Source organism: Qaidamihabitans albus, from assembly GCF_016464705.1.
In the GTDB taxonomy this organism is placed as follows: Bacteria; Actinomycetota; Actinomycetes; order Mycobacteriales; family Pseudonocardiaceae; genus Qaidamihabitans; species Qaidamihabitans albus.
Window position 1 is genome coordinate 1 of record NZ_JAEHOB010000024.1, and the last position, 17,341, is coordinate 17,341.

Here is a 17,341-nt window from a genome sequence, read left to right on the forward strand (position 1 = left end):
CCAGCCCGGTCTCCCCGGCGACAAGGAAAAGATTACATGCCACCGGACAGCCGAAAACAGGGGGGTCCCGCCACGGCGAAACGGCTGGTCAGCAACCTTCCGGATGCCGACCGGCCGGCACTCGGGCCGGGTGATCAGCGCCCGAGCAGGCGCATCGCGTCCTCGTGATAGCGGTCACCGGCGACCGCGTCGGCCGGCACGGCCTTCTCGATGGCCCGGCGGTCGGCCTCGCTGAGCTCGATGTCCACGGCGGCGACGTTCTCCTCGAGGTACCGGCGGCGCTTGGTGCCCGGGATCGGCACCACATCGGTGCCCCGGTGCTGTACCCAGGCCAGCGCGAGCTGGCCCGCGGTGACTCCCCGCTCGACGGCGACGGCTCGCAGCGCGTCGACGAGCGCCAGGTTGCGTTCCAGGTTGCCCTCGGCCAGCCGGGGCTGCGAGCGCTGCCGGAAGTCGCCCTCCCCGAAGTCGCCGGACGAGGCGAACCGGCCGGTGAGGAAGCCCCGGCCGAGCGGCGCGTACGCGACGATCCCGATACCGAGCTCGCGGCAGGTGGGCACGACCTCGTCCTCGATGTCGCGGGACCACAGGCTCCACTCCGTCTGCACCGCCGTGATCGGATGCGTGGCGTGCGCCCGCCGGATGGTCTCGGCGCCCGCCTCCGACAGCCCGAGGTGACGCACCTTGCCCTGCTCCACCAGCGCCGCCATGGCCCCCACCGTCTCCTCGATCGGCACGCCGGGGTCGACGCGGTGCTGGTAGTAGAGGTCGATGGTCTCGACCCCGAGCCTGCGCAGCGACGCCTCGGCGGCCGACCGCACGTATGCGGGGTCGCCGCGGACCCCGCGTGCGGCCGGGTCGTTCTCGTCGCGGACGATGCCGAACTTCGTCGCCAGCACCACCTCCTCGCGGCGGCCCGCGATCGCCCGGCCCACGAGCTCCTCGTTGCGGCCGTAGCCGTACATGTCGGCGGTGTCGAGCAGGGTCACGCCGAGGTCGAGTGCCCGGTGGACGGTGGCGATCGACTCGCTGTCGTCGCCGGTGCCGTAGAAGTCGCTCATCCCCATGCAGCCGAGGCCCTGGGCGCCGAGGGTCAGGCCGCCGAGTTCGCGCACCGGGATCATGCGGTCACCTCCCGCACGGCCGAGGAGTACCCCTGCTCGAGCTGCTCGTAGTTGGTGATCTTGTAGTCGAGGACGTCGAGACACGACTGCAGCTCGGCGATCCGCTCGGCGACGGAGCCACGCTGCTCGATCAGGATCGTCCTGCGCCTCGCCGCGCTGGCGACGCCGCGCTTGCGCAGCGAGGCGTACTCCCGCATGCGGCGGATCGGCATGCCGGTGGTGCGCAGCTTGGTCAGGAACTGCAACCAGGTGAGATCGGCCTCGGAGTAGGCGCGCCTGCCCGCGGCGTCCCGTTCCGGTGGGTCGAGCAGGTGGATCCGCTCGTAGTACCGGAGGGTGTCGATCGACAGACCGCTACGCCGCGCCGCTTCCGCTATCGAGTAGCTCATGCGGTGACCGTACGACCTGGAGCGCGCTCCAGGTCAACACTGAGACGCGGCCTCCGGAGCGGGTTTCGTAACACCGTCGGGATACGGTGTCGGAATGCCACGTCCGCGGACCCACGACGAAGCACTGCGGCTGCGGCTGCTCGACCGCGCGGGCGAGCTGCTCTCCACCGAGGGCGCGAAGGCGCTGAGCATGCGCCGCCTCGCCGCCGACGCCGGGACGTCGACCACCGCGGTGTACTCGCTGTTCGGCGGCAAGGGCGATCTCGTGAACGCCCTCTACACGGAGGGCTTCCGGCGGTTCGAGGCCCGGATGCGGGCGGTCGGGCGCACGGGCGACGTCGTGGAGGACCTCGTGCGGTTCGGGCTGGCCTACCGGGACAGCGCGCTGGCGAGCAGGCATCTCTACTCGATCATGTTCGCGAAGGCGGTGCCCGGGTTCGAGCCGAACGAGGAGGCGGGCGCGCTGGCGATGTCCACGCTGGAGCCGCTGCTGGAGACCGTGCGGGCCGGGATCGAGGACGGCGTGCTCGGCGGCGCCCCGGCCGAGGTGGTCGCCCACAGCTGCTGGGCCTTCGTCCACGGGCTGGTCTCGCTCGAACTGAACGGGAACCTGCCCGCGGAGTTCGACAAGGGCGGCTCCTACGAGACGGCCCTGCGCGCGAACGCCACCGGCTGGCTGCGCTGAGCGGCCCGGGCCGCTAGACGGTTCCGTACTGGCGGTCTCCCGCGTCGCCGAGACCGGGCACGATGAAGCCCGAGTCGTTGAGCCGCTCGTCGACGCTGGCCGTGACGACCCGCACCGGCAGCCCCGAGTCCTCCAGCCGCTTGAGCCCCTCCGGCGCTGCCAGCGCGCAGATCGCCGTGACGTCGGTGGCGCCGCGGCCGGTCAGCAGGCGGATCGTGTACTCCATCGACCCGCCGGTGGCCAGCATCGGATCGAGCACGAACACCGGTCGCTCGGCGAGCGAGGCCGGCAGCGACTCCATGTAGGGCGTAGGCCGCAGCGTCTCCTCGTCGCGCGCCAGCCCGACGAAGCCCATCTGGGCGTCCGGAATGAGCTTGTGCGCCTGGTCGGCCATGCCGAGCCCGGCCCGCAGCACCGGCACCAGCAGCGGCGGGCTGGCCAGGCGGTAGGCGTCGGTGAGCGCCACCGGCGTGTGGATGCGCTCGGTCCGCAGCGGCGCCCCGCGAGTGGCCTCGTAGATGAGCATGACGGTCAGCTCGTGCAGCGCCGCGCGGAATGCCGCGCTGTCGGTGCGGGCGTCGCGCATCGTGGAGAGGCGGGCCCTTGCCAGCGGATGATCGACGACGAGCACGTCCATGGCGGACACCCTATCCGGGCACTGGCGCTAGGGTTGTCCCGTGACCGAACAGCCGGGCAGGCCCGACCCGAAACAGCTGCGGGCCTCGGACGCCGACCGCGAACGGATCGCCCAGATCCTGCACTCCGCCCTCGGCGAGGGCCGGATCACGGTGAACGAGCTCGAGGAACGGCTCGACCAGGTCTACTCGGCGAAGACTCTCGGCGACCTCGAGCCGGTCGTCGAGGACCTGCCCGACGTCTCCACGAGTGCCGCGCTGCTGCCGGTGACGCCGGCGCAGGTGCACAGGCCGGACCAGCGGATCGGCGGGCAGCCCGGCTCGGCGGTGTCGATCGCGATCATGTCCGGGACCGCTCGCAAGGGCAACTGGGTGGTCCCGCCGCAGCACAACAGCTTCGCCTTCTGGGGCGGCGTCGAGATCGACCTGCGCCACGCCCGCTTCGCCGAGCGACACTCGACCATCACCGCGGTGGCGATCATGGGCGGGATCGAGATCACCGTGCCCGACGACATCGTCGTCGAGGTGACCGGCATCGGGATCATGGGCGCGTTCGAGACCACGGACAAGAAGGGCGCGGCGGACTCCGCCGCCCCGGACGCGCCGGTGGTGCGCATCAACGGCCTCGCCTTCTGGGGCGGCGTCGAGGTCAAGCGCGTCCCACGGGAACCGCGCAAGGCGGTTGAGGGCTGAGCGGGCCATCCCCTAGCGTGTGCCGGGCCGGTCCGGTACGGATTTCTGGGGGTTTCTGTGCGCCATGCCATTCGCAAGACCGCGACGGTCCTGACCTGCTCCGCGCTGCTCGCGGGCGCGCTCTCCACGGGCACGGCGACGGCCGCCACGCCGGACCGCATCCAGGACGCGATGGACGCGACGGTGAGCGCCGGGATGCCCGGGGTGCTCGCGGTGACGGCAGACGACGGCCGCGAGTGGAGCGGCACCAGCGGCGTGGGCGACGTCCGCACCGAGCGGGCGCCGAGGACCGACGGCCGCATCCGGACCGGCAGCGTCTCGAAGACGTTCACCGCCACGCTGGTGCTGCAACTCGCGGACGAGGGCCGGATCGGGCTCGACGACCGCATCAGTGAGTACCTGCCCGGGCTGCTGCCGTATGCCGAGCCGATCACGGTAAGGCAGCTGCTGCAGCACACCAGCGGCCTGCCAAGGGATCTGCCACCGGAGGCCACGTGGGCGAGCCTGCCCGAAGTGGACACCGAGCGGTTCACCCACTTCGCCCCCACCAAGGTCGTCGAGCTGAGTACCAGGCAGCCGCTGCTGTTCGAGCCGGGCACGGACTGGCGGTACTCCAACACCGGCTACACCGTGCTGGCGCTGCTGGTCGAGAAGGTGTCCGGGCAGCGGATGGAACGCCTGCTGAAGGAGCGGGTGCTCCGCCCGCTCGGCCTGCACCGCACCGCGCTCGTCCGCGACTTCCCGTTCCTGCCCCACGCGGCGGCCCGCGGCTACGAGCAGCTGTACGAGCCGCCGCGCCCGCTCACCGACGTCACGACGTACAACTACTCCCGCTACTTCGGTTCCGGCAGCGTCATCTCCACCGCGGCGGAGCTGAACCGGTTCTTCGGCGCCCTGCTCGGCGGGGAACTGCTGAGCGAGGGCATGCTCGCGCAGATGAAGCGGACCGTGCCCGCCCGCAATCTCGAGGGCGACTACGCGGGCTTCGACTACGGGCTGGGGCTGATGCGCCTGCCGCTCGAGGCGATGTGCCCCGGCGAGCCCGCGGTGTGGGGACACAACGGCTCGCTGCCCGGCTACGGGACCTGGAGCATGCATTCCGAGGACGGCGACACGCGGATCACCACGGCGGTCAACCAGAACATCACCGCCCCGCCGAGCCCGTGGACCCTGGTGATGGTCTCGGCCTTCTGCGAGCCGGGTCAGGCACCCGCGGCGGCCGCGCACAGCCTGCCGGACACCAGGATGCTCGCGCTGGGCCCGCTGCCCTCGTGAGTGCCTACGCGAGTTAGAACTCGCGTGCGCACTCACGAGGGTGGGGTGCGCACTAGGCTCGGCGGCATGGCAACAGCTACTCTGCCGGCCGGGCTCGCCGACGCCATCCGCGACGACGCGAGCCTGCGCCGGTTCCTGCACGGCCTGCCGGGCGTCGACCAGGTCGGCATCGAGCAACGGGCCGCGAGCCTCGGCACGCGCAGCATCAAGAAGGCGGCCAAGCTCTGGGCGATCGACACCGCGATCTCCATGGTCGACCTGACCACCCTCGAAGGCGCCGACACGCACGGCAAGGTGCGGGCACTGGCGGCGAAGGCCCGCCGCCCGGACCCGGAGCGCCCGGACACGCCGCCGGTGGCCGCCGTGTGCGTCTACCCGGACCTGGCCGCGACGGCCGTCGAAGCCCTGCGCGGCTCGGGGATCGGCGTCGCGAGCGTGGCGACGGCGTTCCCGTCCGGCCGCTCCGGGCGCGATGTCAAGCTCGCCGACGTCGCGCTCGCGGTGCGCTCGGGGGCAAGCGAGGTGGACATGGTGATCGACCGTGGCGCGTTCCTCGAAGGCCGCTACGGCCAGGTGTTCGAGGAGATCCAGGCGGTGAAGGCGGCGTGCGGGGACGCGCACCTCAAGGTCATCCTGGAGACCGGGGAGCTGGGCACCTACGACAACGTGCGCCGGGCGGCCTGGCTGGCGCTGCTCGCGGGCGGCGACTTCGTCAAGACCTCGACCGGCAAGGTCTCCCCCGCCGCGACACTGCCCGGCACGCACGTGCTGCTGCAGGCGGTGCGCGACTGGTACACCGCCACCGGGGAACTGCGCGGGGTCAAACCGGCGGGCGGGATCCGCACCACGAAGGACGCGATCCGCTACCTGGTGGCCGTGCACGAGGTCGCAGGCCCGGAGTGGCTGACGCCCGGGCTGTTCCGCTTCGGCGCGTCCAGCCTGCTCAACGACCTGCTGCTGCAGCGCCGCACGCAGCTCGACGGCCACTACAGCGGCCCCGACTACGTCACCCAGGACTGAGCATGAACATGTGGGAGTACGCGCCCGCACCGGAGTCGCGGGACATCGCCAACTTGAAACCGGCCTACCGGCCGTTCATCGGCGGCGAGTTCACCGACGGCTCGGGCGAGCCGCTGAAGACGATCAACCCGGCCACCGAGGAGGTGCTCGCCGAGGTGAGCACCGCCTCCGCGTCCGATGTGGACAAGGCGGTCCGCGCCGCCCGCCGCGCCTACGACAAGGTGTGGGGCAAGATGCCCGGCGCCGAGCGGGCCAAGTACATCTTCCGCATCGCCCGGCTGATCCAGGAACGGGCCAGGGAGCTGGCCGTGCTGGAGACGCTGGACAACGGCAAGCCGATCAAGGAGTCCCGCGACGCCGACGTGCCGACGGCCGCGGCGCACTTCTTCTACCACGCTGGCTGGGCGGACAAGCTCGACTACGCCGGGCTCGGCCCGCACGCGCGGCCGCTGGGCGTGGCCGCGCAGGTGATCCCGTGGAACTTCCCGCTGCTGATGCTCGCGTGGAAGATCGCACCGGCACTGGCCACCGGAAACACCGTGGTGCTCAAGCCGGCCGAGACCACGCCGCTGACCGCGCTCGTGTTCGCCGAGATCTGCAGGCAGGCGGAGCTGCCGCCGGGCGTGGTGAACATCCTGCCCGGCGCGGGCGACATCGGCGCCGAGCTGGTGAACCACCCGGACGTCGACAAGATCGCGTTCACCGGGTCGACCGAGGTGGGCAAGCTCATCCAGCGCTCGGTCGCGGGCACGCACAAGCGGCTCACCCTCGAACTCGGTGGCAAGGCGGCGAACGTGGTGTTCGACGACGCGCCGCTCGACCAGGCCGTCGACGGCATCGTCAACGGGATCTTCTACAACCAGGGTCACGTGTGCTGCGCGGGGTCCCGGCTGCTCGCGCAGGAGTCCGTCGTCGACGAGCTGCTGGAGAAGCTGCGTTACCGAGTCTCGACGCTGCGGCTGGGCGACCCGCTGGACAAGAACACCGACATCGGCGCGATCAACTCCGCCGAGCAGCTCGCGAAGATCCGGGAGCTCACCGAGTCCGGCGAGAGCGAGGGCGCCCGGCGCTGGACCAGCCCCTGCCCGCTGCCCGACCGCGGGTTCTTCTTCGCGCCCACGGTGTTCTCCGGGGTCGAGCAGTCGATGCGGATCGCCCGCGAGGAGATCTTCGGACCGGTGCTGTCGGTGCTCACCTTCCGCACGCCGGACGAGGCCGTCGCCAAGGCCAACAACACGCCGTACGGGCTGTCCGCGGGAGTCTGGACCGAGAAGGGTTCGCGGATCCTCTGGATGGCCGGCAAGCTGCGCGCCGGCGTGGTGTGGGCCAACACGTTCAATCGTTTCGATCCGGCCGCACCGTTCGGTGGGTACCGGGAGTCGGGTTTCGGCCGCGAGGGCGGCCGGACCGGTCTGGAGGCTTACCTCGATGGCTGAGCAGCGACGCGCCAGGGTGCCGGTGGCCAAGACGTACAAGCTCTACGTCGGCGGGCAGTTCCCGCGCTCGGAGTCCGGGCGCTCGTACCCGGTTTCGGACGCGAAGGGCCGGTTCCTGGCCAACGCCGCGCACGCCTCGCGCAAGGACGTGCGCGACGCTGTGGTGGCGGCGCGCAAGGCGTTCCCGGGCTGGGCGGGCGCGACGGCGTACAACCGCGGGCAGGTGCTGTACCGGGTCGCCGAGATGCTGGAGGGGCGGCGGGAGCAGTTCGCCGCGGAGGTGGCCGCCTCCGAGGGCATCTCGGGCGGGAAGGCACAGTCGGTTGTGGACACCGCGGTCGACCGGTGGGTGTGGTACGCGGGCTGGACCGACAAGATCGCGACGGTGCTGGGTGCGGCCAACCCGGTTGCCGGGCCGTACTTCTCGTTCACGGTGCCGGAGCCGACGGGCGTGGTCGGTGTGCTCGCGCCGCAGCGGTCGTCGCTGCTGGGGCTGGTGAGCGTGCTGGCACCGGCGCTCGCGAGCGGCTGCACGGCGGTGGTCGTGAGCAGCGCGCAGCGTCCACTGCCCGCGATCACGCTGTCGGAGGTCCTGGCGACGTCCGACGTGCCGGCCGGGGTGGTCAACGTGCTCACCGGCCGGGCCGACGAGCTGGGCCCGTGGCTGGCCTCGCACGGCGACGTCGACGCGCTCGACCCCACCGGGGCGGGCGCCGAGGCGCGCACGGAGCTGGCGCGCGAGGCCGCGGGCACCGTCAAGCGGGTGCTCACCGTGCCCGCGGGCGAGCCGGACTGGACCGAGCGCCCGGACATCGCGCGGCTGCGCCGCTACCTGGAGCCGAAGACCGTCTGGCACCCGATGGGCGGCTAGCGGACGTCGTGAGTGCGTACCCGAGTTCTAACTCGCGTGCGCACTCACGACCCCGGCAGTGTTCGGCTCGTTCGGCTCGTTCGGCTCGTTCGGGCTACAGCTGGTTCACGTCGGTGACCCGGACAACGGCCGCACCGGCCTCGTCGGAGGCGGCGAGGTCGATCTCGGCACTGATGCCCCAGTCGTGGTCGCCCGCCGGGTCGTCGAAGATCTGCCGCACCCGCCAGACATCCGTCTCCTTCTCGATGATCAGCAGCGCCGGTCCGCGGGCGTCCGGGCCGGTGCTCAGCTCGCCGTGCTCGGCGAAGTAGCCGTCGAGGGCATCCGCCCACGCGTCGGCGTCCCAGCCCGATCCGGCGTCCAGCTCGCCGAGCGCCTCGTAGTCCTCCCTGGCCGCCAGCGTCACCCGGCGGAACATCTCGTTGCGCACGAGCACGCGGAACGCCCGCTCGTTGCGGGTGACCGGGGGCGGACCCTCGGGCACCTTGGCGACGTCCTCCGCCGACACCTCCTCGGGATGCCGCAGCGCCTCCCACTCGTCCAGCAGGCTCGAGTCGACCTGCCGCACCAGCTCGCCGAGCCATTCGATGAGATCCTGCAACGGCTCGGTCTTCGCCTCGTCGGGAACGGTCCGGCGCAGCGCGTCGTAGGCGTCGGCGAGGTAGCGCAGCAGCACACCCTCGGACCGCGCCAGCGAGTAGAACCCCACATACTCCACGAAGTTCAGCGCGCGCTCGTACATGTCCCGCACCACCGACTTCGGCGCCAGCTCGTAGTCGGCGACCCACGGATGGCCCTCCCGGTAGCGGGAGTACGCCGCCTCCAGCAGCTCCTCAAGCGGCTTCGGGTAGGTGACCTCCTCGAGCTGCTCCATCCGCTCGTCGTACTCCATGCCCTCGGCCTTCATGGCGGCCACGGCCTCACCCCGCGCCTTGAACCGCTGCTGGGCCAGCACCGGTTTCGGGTTGTCCACAGTGGATTCCACGATGGACACCACGTCGAGGTGGTAGCTCGGCGACTCGGGGTCGAGCAGCTCGATCGCGGCCAGCGCCAGCGGTGACAGCGGCTGGTTCAGCGCGAAGTCGAACTGCAGGTCCACGGTCAGCCGCGCCCAGCGCCCCTGCGGGTCCGGCTCACCGAGCTGCTCCACCACACCCGCGGCGAGCAGCGCGCGGTAGATCGCGATCGCCCGCAGGATGTGCCTGCGCTGCGCGGCCCGATCCTCGTGGTTGTCCTCCAGCAGGTGTTTCATGTGCTCGTAGGCGTTGCCCGGCCGCGAGATCACGTTGAGCAGCATCGAGTGGCTGACCTGGAAGCTCGAGGTCAGCGGCTCCGGCTCGGCGGCGACGAGCCGTTCGAACGTGCTCTCCGTCCAGTTGACGAAGCCCTCGGGCGCCTTCTTGCGCACGATCTTGCGCTTCTTCTTCGGGTCATCGCCCGCCTTCTCCAGCGCCTTCGCGTTCTCGACGACGTGGTCGGGCGCCTGCACCACCACGTAGCCGTCGGTGTCATAACCGGCGCGGCCCGCGCGCCCGGCGATCTGGTGGAACTCCCGTGCCTTGAGGTGCCGCTGGCGCACGCCGTCGAACTTGGTGAGCGCGGAGAGCACCACCGTGCGGATCGGCACGTTGATGCCGACGCCGAGCGTGTCGGTGCCGCAGATCAGTTTCAGCAGCCCGGCCTGCGCGAGCTGCTCGACGAGCCTTCGGTACTTCGGCAGCATCCCGGCGTGGTGCACGCCGATGCCATGCCGCACCAGGCGGGAGAGCGTCTTGCCGAAGCCCGCGGAGAACCGGAAACCGCCGATCGCCTCGGCGATCGCGTCCTTCTCCGCGCGGGTGGTGACGTTGATGCTCATCAGCGCCTGCGCGCGTTCCACGGCGGCGGCCTGGGAGAAATGCACGACGTAGACGGGCGCCTGGCCGCCGAACAGCAGTTCGGAGATCGTCTCGTGCATCGGTGTGGTCGCGTAGCGGAACGTCAGCGGTACCGGACGCTGCGCGGAGGTCACCGCGGTCGTCGGACGGCCCGTACGGCGGGTGAGGTCCTTCTCGAAGAAGGTGACGTCGCCCAGGGTGGCCGACATCAGCACGAACTGCGCGCGCGGCAGCTCCAGCAGCGGCACCTGCCAGGCCCAGCCCCGGTCCGGTTCGCTGTAGAAGTGGAACTCGTCGGCCACCACCTGGCCGACGTCCGCGTCGGCGCCGTCCCGCAAGGCGATGTTCGCCAGGATCTCCGCCGTGCAGCAGATGATCGGCGCGTCCGGGTTCACGCTCGAGTCGCCGGTCATCATGCCGACCTTGTCGGCGCCGAAGATGTCGATGAGCGAGAAGAACTTCTCCGAGACCAGCGCCTTGATCGGCGCGGTGTAATAGCTCTGCCTGCCCTGGGCGAGCGCGGCGAAGTGCGCGCCGACCGCGACCAGGCTCTTGCCCGAGCCGGTCGGTGTCGAGAGGATGACGTTGGCCCCGGAGACGACCTCGATCAGCGCCTCCTCCTGTGCCGGGTACAGCTCGAAGCCGCGCCCGGCGGTCCAGGAGGAGAAGGTGTCGAACAGCGTGTCCGGATCGGCGTCGGTAGGCAGGCGGTCTGCGAGGAAGTCAGTCATCGTGATTGTCGATCGTGCCATCCCCGCCTCGGGACATGAGGGGTGATCGCGGCTCGGGCCGGGAACCCGTAGGCTGCGCGTATCGCGTCCGGGGTCCAGCGGAATTTCCAGATCGGCACGCGCACAGGCGGTAATCCGGAGGAACGGAATGGCACAGGATATCATCCCGATCGAACTCGGGCTGCCCCAGGGTGATCTGGTGACCCTGTGGGCGCCCCGCTGGCGGGAGGACGGCGAGGAGTGGGAGGCCTTCCTCGGCGACGAGGACGACCTGTACGCGTTTCCGGACGCCGCCCACCTCGCGGCCTACGTACGCACGGCCGAGCAGCACGACCTGATCGACCATCCCGCCTGGGACGCGGTGCCCGCGCTGAACGTGCCCGAGCTGATTCCCGACGACGACCACTCCTACGACCTGGTCGGCGTGCCGGAGATGGTGGCCGAGGAGCCCGATTCGTGGACGATCAGCGAGCTCGCCGAGATCGTGAACATCGTGCGCTCCCTCGCCGACGTGTGCGAGCTCGACGAGGTGCACGAGGTACTCGACGGCTGCGAGGGCTTCTCGCTGCTCGACCAGGGGCAGCTGCCGTTCAGCGGCCGTGAGGGCACCCGCCTGTGGAACGAGCTCTCCGGGGTGGTGTCCGAGAAGTGGGACACGGTGCTGGACACGATCGACCAGCTCATCACGGTTCCCGCCGTGGACGCCGCGACGCTGGAGGAGACCACCGAGGAGCTCGCCGCCTTCCACGAGGAGTCCGCCGAGGCCGAGGCCGGGGTCGACTCCAGGGACGACGACCTGGACGCCGAGGACACCGAGGAGAGCGAGTCCGGCACGTACACCGGGGACACCGGCGAGGCCGAGGACAGCGAGGACGAACCCGTCGGCTTCTGGGGCGAGGTCGGCATCGACCCGATCAAGATCGTCACTTCCGCCGGGGAGTACTACACGCTGCGGTGCTACCTGGACGACGACCCGATCTTCCTCGGCGCGGACGGCCGGATCGAGGTCTTCGGTTCCGAGCGGGCCCTCGCGCGCAAGCTCGCCGACGCCAAGGAGATGGCCGAAACCGACCTGGCCGAGGTGTCCACTTGGGACGACGTGCTGGTCAAGGCGACAGCGGGTGAGCTGGAGGTCGAGGTCGACCCGGACAACACTTACGTGCTCACCGGTCTCGACGAGGACATCGGCGAGGGCGTTGACGCGATCGACCCGACACAGCTCGAGCTCGCGGTGGAGCTGCTCACCGACGCCGCCGACTGGGCCGACGACGACAGCGTGGCGGCCGCGCTGGCCAGCTCGGAGAGCCTGGGCTGGCTGGTGTCCTTCGTGCTGCGGCCGGACCCCACCCGGCTGGCGCCGAGCCCGCCGTTCGACGCCGAGCAGAAGGCGTGGCGGGAGCTGGTGGAGTCCTTCGAGGACCGCCTGCACGTGAACTGAGGTCGCCCCTCACCGGCGTTCCGCGCGGACCGGCGTGAGCCAGACGGCGAGCACCGGGAACGCGGCGGCCAGGCCGAAGGCGAGCGCGTAACGCGTGTCGCCGATGACCAGGCCCAGTAGCGGCGGCGTCAGCGCCGCAGCCACGTTCTGCGCGGTGTTCTGCGCCCCCATCGCGCGGCCGGCCCACGCGATGCCCGCGAGCTCGGCCGACGCGGTGAAGCCAAGGCCGTTGTCGCTCACGGTGACCACGGCCGCCAGCACGAGCGCGAGCACCGCCAGCCACGGCAGGCTCGCGTCGCCGAGCGCCACCAGCAGCATCACCGCCGCGCTGGCCACGGCGAGCACCCGCATCGGCCGCAGGCGGCTGGCCACGCGGTCGGACCAGTAACCGGCGGCGAGCCTGCCGAGCGCGCCGAGCCCTTGCACGGCCGCGAGGAACCAGCCCGCGGCAAGCGGGCTCCACGCCTGGACCGCGACCAGGTAGACCGGCGCGAACGCGGACACCGCGAACTGCGGCACGACGAGCAGCGCGCTGGCACCGTGCAGCCGCCACAGCGTGGGCTCCCGGTAGGGCGAGGCGGGTTTCGGTGCCGCCGGGGCGGCCCGCGGGCGGGGCGGGTCGACGACCAGCCGGCCGACGAGCAAGGCGGCCAGCAGCGCGAGACCGGCCGGGAACAGCAGTGCCGCGCGGAATCCCGCCTGTTCGGCGAGCGGCGGCAGGGCGAGCGCGGCGATGCCGACGCCGAGTGGCTGTGCGGTCTGCCGGATGCCCATCGCGAGGCCGCGTTCGCTCGCGCCGAACCAGCCCATCACGACGCGCCCGCTGGAGGCGTTGACCGACGCGGTGCTGGCACCGGCGAGCAGGAACAGCCCGAACAGTGTGCTCAGCGCGTGCGTGCCGAGTCCGGCGACCATCAGCAGCAGCCCGGAGCCGCCGAGACCCAGCGCCATGACCCGCCGCTCGCCGTAGCGGTCGGCCACCGCGCCCCAGGCGATCAGGGTCAGCAGCAGCCCGATACTCGGCGCAGCCACCACGGCGCCGGCTTCACCCAATGTGAGGTTCTCGGCCTCCCGCATCGAGGGAACGAGGAACGGGATGCCGTAGAGGAACGCGCAGCTCGCCGTCTGGGCGCCGTGACCGAGCGCGAGCACCAGCCAGCGGCGGCGGCCCACCGCGCTCGCCCGCTCGATCCGCACCATGACGCCATCCCATAATGTGAGAACAATCTCCTACATTCTGGACCTTACTTCGCATGGCTAAATACAGCAAGGAGTGTGGTAATGTGCTCAGCTCAGGTCCGCTGCGCGTACCAGGGCTTGATCACGTTGTTGATGAGATCGAGCCGTTCGTCGAAATCGATGAAGGCGGACTTCATCGCGTTGATCGTGAACCACTGCACCTCGGGCCAGCCGAAACCGAATGCCTCGGCCAGCGCGGCGAACTCCGACGAGAGGGTGCATCCGCTCATCAGCCGGTTGTCCGTGTTCACCGTCACCCGGAAGCGCAGATTCGCGAGCAGCCCGATGGGATGCTCCGCGATCGACCGCGCCGCACCGGTCTGCACGTTCGACGAGGGGCACACCTCCAGCGGGATCCGGCGGTCGCGGACGTAGGCGGCGAGACGGCCGAGCTGCACCTGCCCGTCGGCCGCGCTCTTCACGTCGTCGACGATCCGTACGCCGTGCCCGAGCCTTTCCGCGCCGCAATGCTGAATGGCCTCCCAGATCGAGGCCAGGCCGAATGCCTCTCCCGCGTGAATGGTGAAATGCGCATTGCTCGTACGAAGGTATTCGAATGCGTCGAGATTCCGGGTCGGCGGGAAGCCGGCCTCGGGCCCCGCGATGTCGAAACCGACCACACCCGCATCGCGGTAGCGCACCGCGAGCTCGGCGATCTCCAGCGCCCTGGCGTGCTGGCGCATCGCGCACAGCAGCGTGCCCGTCCGGATCCGCTGCCCGCGCGCGGCCACCCGCCGCTCACCCTCGGTAAAACCGGCCTGAACAGCCTGAATCACCGTATCGAGTGAGAGGTCGCCCTCCGTGAAGAGCTCCGGCGCGTACCGGACCTCCGCGTACACCACCCCGTCGGCCGCCAGGTCCTCCGCGCACTCGGCGGCGACCCGCATCAGGGCCTCCTCGGTCTGCATGACGCCACAGGTGTGGGCGAACGTCTGGAGGTAGGACTCCAGCGATCCGGAGTCCGCGGCGTCGCGGAACCAGTGCGCGAGCTCGTCCACGTCGGTGGTGGGTAAGCCCTGGTAGCCGGTGCTCTCGGCGAGCTCGACGACCGTGCGCGGGCGCAGGCCGCCGTCGAGGTGGTCGTGGAGCAGCACCTTGGGTGCGGGCCGCAGGGACTCGAGGGTCGGAACGGTTCGCGTCGACATGGGTAAACGGTAGTCCGCGGCCGCCTGGCCGACATCCGGCGCACCGGGAGCCGCGTCGCCGCTGCTCCGGATGCCCGCCGCCCGGCTGGGCCGGTCGGTCGACCGGCGTCACCTACGCGGACGCAAGCCTCAGCCTCGACCTAACCGTCAGCTTGTTGACCTTTTCGTTATTCGGCCATCGGAGTTGCACGTCATTAGCAATTTCCCGGGGGCGATACTCACAGCAATTGGGCGATCGATAGGCTGCCGCCCACGTCCCATCTTTTCCCCGCCGATGAAGGACACCGCAGTGACCACTGACAACCACCTTGCAGCCCCGTCCTTCGACCGCATGCGCAACATGCTGGTGCGCGCGGCCGAGGTCCGAGAGAGCGAACAGCAGCAGATCTTCGACGCACTCGACGACATCTACGCCCGGCTCGCGCCGGTGGACTCGCTCGGCGCGGTGCGCAAGCGGCTGTCCGAACTGCCCGACCGCACCGAGGTCAGCGTCCTCGCGGAGCGCCTCGACGAGACGATGTCCCGGCTCGAGGCCCAGGACAACGCGATCGCCGACCTCGGCAGGGCCGTCGAGGCGATCGTCGACAAGCTGGCCAAGCCCTTCGCGCAGCTCGACGGCAGGCTCGACGGGGTCGCCGCGCGGTTCGAGGGCGTTGCGGGCCGGATGGACGGCCTCGAGGACAAGCTCCAGAACATCCACCGCAGGCTGGACGAGCTGAACGGCCACCTGGACAAGCAGGACGACCGGCTCGAGGCGCTGCCCGCGGCCGTGCACGGTCCGGTGCGCGAGCGCATCGACACCTCCGAGAGCAACCTTCGCGAGCGCATCGAGTCGGTGGAGTCCGACCTCAAGGAACGCGTCGAGCGGCTCGACGCCGACACCAAGGAGCGCATCGGCGCGGGCACCGACTCGCTGCGCACCGCGCTCACCGAGACGGCCGAGATGGTCGACTCCTCCGACCGGCTCGACGGCATCGGCGAGCGGATCGAGAAGGTCACCGCGCGCCTCGACGAGCTCGGCGGACGGCTGGACAAGGTCGAGGACGGCGTCTCCGCGCGGCTCGGCGACCTGGACGGCTCGCTCAAGTCCGGGCTGTCGAAGGTCGAGGGCACGCTGTCGCAGCAGCCGGACAACGAGCACTTCAGCTCCGTCGTGCGCAAGAGCAACGAGGAGTCCGAGCGCCGCATCGGCGGCCAGCTCGACGAGGCGATGGCGACGTTCGCCGAGCTGATGCTCGGTGGTGGCCCCGCTCCGCAGCAGGTCGTCACCGCGCCGCCCGCGCCCCGGCAACCGCGCAGGCGCAACGGCCGCTCCCCGAAGAGCGCGGACTCCAAGTCGAAGTCCGGCGCGGCCGACTCCGACGAGTCCACCGAGTGACCGCTCGTGAGTGCGCACACGAGTTCTAACTCGGGTACGCACTCACGAGTCAGTTGGACCGGAGCACGTCAAGCACGATGCCCTCGCCCGTTGTGGCGGGGGCATCGTCGCGTTCGGCGAAGGTCCACGCGCCGCGAAGCGTCTCCAGCGCGCCGGGAACGGCGGCCGGTGTGTCCGTGTGCAGCTCCAGCAGCGGCTGCCCGCGCTCGACCCGCTCGCCCGGCTTGGCCAGGCAGCGGATGCCCGCGGCCGCCTGCACCGGGTCCTCGCGGCGCGCCCGGCCCGCGCCCAGCCGCCACGCGGCGACGCCGACCGCGTAGGCGTCGAGGGCGGTGAGCATCCCGGTGCCGTCGGCCTCGACGACGTGCGTGTGCCGTGGCCGCGGCAGCGCGGCACCGGGATCACCGCCCTGGGCCCGGATCATCCGGCACCACGTCTCGTGGGCCTCGCCCGAGGCGAGCACGGCGGCCGGGTCCACCTCGGGCAGGCCGGCGAGCGCGAGCATCTCGCCGGCCAGCGCGACGGTCAGCTCGACGACGTCGGCCGGGCCACCGCCGCGCAGCACGTCCACCGCCTCCGCGACCTCCACCGCGTTGCCGACGGCGCTCCCCAGCGGAGCGCTCATGTCGGTGAGCACTGCGGTCGTGGCGACCCCGTGCGCGGCACCGATGTCCACCAGCGCCCCGGCGAGCTCCCGCGCCTGCGCGGCGGTCTTCATGAACGCCCCGGAGCCGACCTTGACGTCCAGCACGAGACCGCCGGCTCCCTCGGCGATCTTCTTGCTCATGATCGAGCTCGCGATCAGCGGGACCGACTCCACCGTCGCGGTGACGTCGCGCAGCGCGTAGAGCTTGCGGTCGGCAGGCGCGAGCGTCGGGGTCGCCGCGCAGACGACGGCGCCGACGTCGTCGAGCTGCCGGGCGATCTCGTCCGCCGACAGCTCCGCCCGCCAGCCGGGGATCGCCTCCAGCTTGTCGAGGGTGCCGCCGGTGTGCCCGAGCCCGCGGCCGGAAAGCTGCGGCACCGCCGCACCACAGGTGGCGACGAGTGGCGCCAGCGGCAGCGTGATCTTGTCGCCGACGCCGCCCGTCGAGTGCTTGTCCACGGTCGGCCGGGCGACGCGCAGCGACAGCCGCTCGCCGGAGTCGATCATGGCGCCGGTCCACCGGGCCGTCTCGGCGGCGTCCATCCCGCGCAACAGGATCGCCATCGCCAGCGCGGCCATCTGCTCCTCGGCGACGGCTCCGCGCGTGTAGGCGTCGACGACCCAGGCGATCTGCTCGTCGGTGAGCCGCGCCCCGTCCCGCTTCGCCCGGATGACGTCGACGGCGGCGAACGGCTCCTGCGTGCTGGCCAGTGTTCTCACGTCCTCGGGGTTCACGGCTGTGGGTTCACGGCGGCGGCG

At 71.1% G+C, this 17,341-nt stretch carries 15 protein-coding genes; 8 read left to right on the forward strand and 7 right to left on the reverse strand.

Going from position 1 to position 17,341, the window contains the following annotated elements:
* Window positions 1-134: 134 nt before the first annotated feature.
* Entirely contained in the window at window positions 135-1,124 is a 990-nt protein-coding gene (locus tag JAP66_RS29380; RefSeq protein WP_199435125.1) for an aldo/keto reductase, read from the reverse strand.
* Window positions 1,121-1,513 (reverse strand): MerR family transcriptional regulator, encoded by a 393-nt coding sequence (locus tag JAP66_RS29385; RefSeq protein ID WP_199435126.1) that lies wholly within the window; start codon window positions 1,511-1,513, stop codon window positions 1,121-1,123. The genes JAP66_RS29380 and JAP66_RS29385 overlap by 4 nt, the downstream gene beginning before the upstream one ends.
* Window positions 1,514-1,607: 94 nt before the next feature.
* Here JAP66_RS29385 and JAP66_RS29390 point away from each other — a divergent pair, with 94 nt between their 5' ends.
* On the forward strand, window positions 1,608-2,198 hold the full coding sequence (locus JAP66_RS29390) for a TetR/AcrR family transcriptional regulator (protein ID WP_199435127.1): 591 nt from the start codon (window positions 1,608-1,610) through the stop codon (window positions 2,196-2,198).
* A gap of 13 nt (window positions 2,199-2,211) precedes the next feature.
* On the opposite strand, the gene upp is transcribed toward JAP66_RS29390, so the two are convergent.
* Window positions 2,212-2,835, reverse strand: a complete 624-nt coding sequence (upp, locus tag JAP66_RS29395) for a uracil phosphoribosyltransferase (protein ID WP_199435128.1) — start codon at window positions 2,833-2,835, stop codon at window positions 2,212-2,214.
* Window positions 2,836-2,875: 40 nt separating this feature from the next.
* Between upp and JAP66_RS29400 the strand changes: the two genes are divergently transcribed.
* From JAP66_RS29400 to JAP66_RS29420, 5 genes are all read left to right on the forward strand, one after another.
* Window positions 2,876-3,526 carry a DUF1707 SHOCT-like domain-containing protein gene (locus tag JAP66_RS29400; RefSeq protein WP_199435129.1) on the forward strand — a complete coding sequence of 217 codons (651 nt, stop codon included), beginning with the start codon at window positions 2,876-2,878 and terminating at the stop codon, window positions 3,524-3,526.
* 57 nt (window positions 3,527-3,583) lie between these two features.
* A complete protein-coding gene (locus tag JAP66_RS29405) occupies window positions 3,584-4,801 on the forward strand; it encodes a serine hydrolase domain-containing protein (RefSeq protein WP_307849771.1) in 1,218 nt (405 codons plus the stop codon).
* 66 nt (window positions 4,802-4,867) lie between these two features.
* Window positions 4,868-5,821, forward strand: a complete 954-nt coding sequence (gene deoC / locus JAP66_RS29410; RefSeq protein ID WP_199435130.1) for a deoxyribose-phosphate aldolase — start codon at window positions 4,868-4,870, stop codon at window positions 5,819-5,821.
* Window positions 5,822-5,823: 2 nt separating this feature from the next.
* Entirely contained in the window at window positions 5,824-7,257 is a 1,434-nt protein-coding gene (locus JAP66_RS29415; RefSeq protein ID WP_199435131.1) for an aldehyde dehydrogenase family protein, read from the forward strand.
* Window positions 7,250-8,128, forward strand: coding sequence for an aldehyde dehydrogenase family protein (locus JAP66_RS29420; protein WP_199435132.1), 879 nt, complete (start codon window positions 7,250-7,252; stop codon window positions 8,126-8,128). Before JAP66_RS29415 ends, JAP66_RS29420 begins: the two co-directional genes overlap by 8 nt.
* 94 nt (window positions 8,129-8,222) lie before the next feature.
* Here the strand turns inward: JAP66_RS29420 and JAP66_RS29425 are convergent, their stop codons facing one another.
* Entirely contained in the window at window positions 8,223-10,736 is a 2,514-nt protein-coding gene (locus JAP66_RS29425; protein ID WP_199435133.1) for a DEAD/DEAH box helicase, read from the reverse strand.
* A gap of 148 nt (window positions 10,737-10,884) precedes the next feature.
* Between JAP66_RS29425 and JAP66_RS29430 the strand changes: the two genes are divergently transcribed.
* Window positions 10,885-12,174 carry a SatS C-terminal domain-containing protein gene (locus JAP66_RS29430; RefSeq protein ID WP_199435134.1) on the forward strand — a complete coding sequence of 430 codons (1,290 nt, stop codon included), beginning with the start codon at window positions 10,885-10,887 and terminating at the stop codon, window positions 12,172-12,174.
* Between the two features lie 9 nt (window positions 12,175-12,183).
* Here the strand turns inward: JAP66_RS29430 and JAP66_RS29435 are convergent, their stop codons facing one another.
* Complete coding sequence (locus tag JAP66_RS29435; protein ID WP_199435135.1) at window positions 12,184-13,374, reverse strand: MFS transporter; 1,191 nt, start codon at window positions 13,372-13,374, stop codon at window positions 12,184-12,186.
* A gap of 92 nt (window positions 13,375-13,466) precedes the next feature.
* Window positions 13,467-14,558 carry an adenosine deaminase gene (locus JAP66_RS29440; RefSeq protein WP_199435136.1) on the reverse strand — a complete coding sequence of 364 codons (1,092 nt, stop codon included), beginning with the start codon at window positions 14,556-14,558 and terminating at the stop codon, window positions 13,467-13,469.
* Between the two features lie 289 nt (window positions 14,559-14,847).
* On the opposite strand from JAP66_RS29440, the gene JAP66_RS29445 reads away from it, so the two are divergent.
* Window positions 14,848-15,936: a PA containing protein gene (locus tag JAP66_RS29445; protein ID WP_199435137.1), complete on the forward strand. Its 1,089-nt coding sequence runs from the start codon at window positions 14,848-14,850 to the stop codon at window positions 15,934-15,936.
* Between the two features lie 49 nt (window positions 15,937-15,985).
* Here the strand turns inward: JAP66_RS29445 and JAP66_RS29450 are convergent, their stop codons facing one another.
* The gene (locus JAP66_RS29450) at window positions 15,986-17,302 is read right to left on the reverse strand and encodes a thymidine phosphorylase (RefSeq protein WP_307849772.1); all 1,317 of its coding nucleotides are present in this window, start codon (window positions 17,300-17,302) and stop codon (window positions 15,986-15,988) included.
* Window positions 17,303-17,341 lie beyond the last annotated feature (39 nt).

Coding starts and splice junctions, on each gene's coding strand:
- JAP66_RS29380 (WP_199435125.1), bottom strand. CDS start 1,124: ATGATCCCGGTGCGCGAACTCGGCGGCCTGACCCTCGGCGCCCAGGGC.
- JAP66_RS29385 (WP_199435126.1), bottom strand. CDS start 1,513: ATGAGCTACTCGATAGCGGAAGCGGCGCGGCGTAGCGGTCTGTCGATC.
- JAP66_RS29390 (WP_199435127.1), top strand. CDS start 1,608: ATGCCACGTCCGCGGACCCACGACGAAGCACTGCGGCTGCGGCTGCTC.
- upp (WP_199435128.1), bottom strand. CDS start 2,835: ATGGACGTGCTCGTCGTCGATCATCCGCTGGCAAGGGCCCGCCTCTCC.
- deoC (WP_199435130.1), top strand. CDS start 4,868: ATGGCAACAGCTACTCTGCCGGCCGGGCTCGCCGACGCCATCCGCGAC.
- JAP66_RS29415 (WP_199435131.1), top strand. CDS start 5,824: ATGAACATGTGGGAGTACGCGCCCGCACCGGAGTCGCGGGACATCGCC.
- JAP66_RS29420 (WP_199435132.1), top strand. CDS start 7,250: ATGGCTGAGCAGCGACGCGCCAGGGTGCCGGTGGCCAAGACGTACAAG.
- JAP66_RS29425 (WP_199435133.1), bottom strand. CDS start 10,736: ATGACTGACTTCCTCGCAGACCGCCTGCCTACCGACGCCGATCCGGAC.
- JAP66_RS29430 (WP_199435134.1), top strand. CDS start 10,885: ATGGCACAGGATATCATCCCGATCGAACTCGGGCTGCCCCAGGGTGAT.
- JAP66_RS29435 (WP_199435135.1), bottom strand. CDS start 13,374: ATGGTGCGGATCGAGCGGGCGAGCGCGGTGGGCCGCCGCCGCTGGCTG.
- JAP66_RS29440 (WP_199435136.1), bottom strand. CDS start 14,558: ATGTCGACGCGAACCGTTCCGACCCTCGAGTCCCTGCGGCCCGCACCC.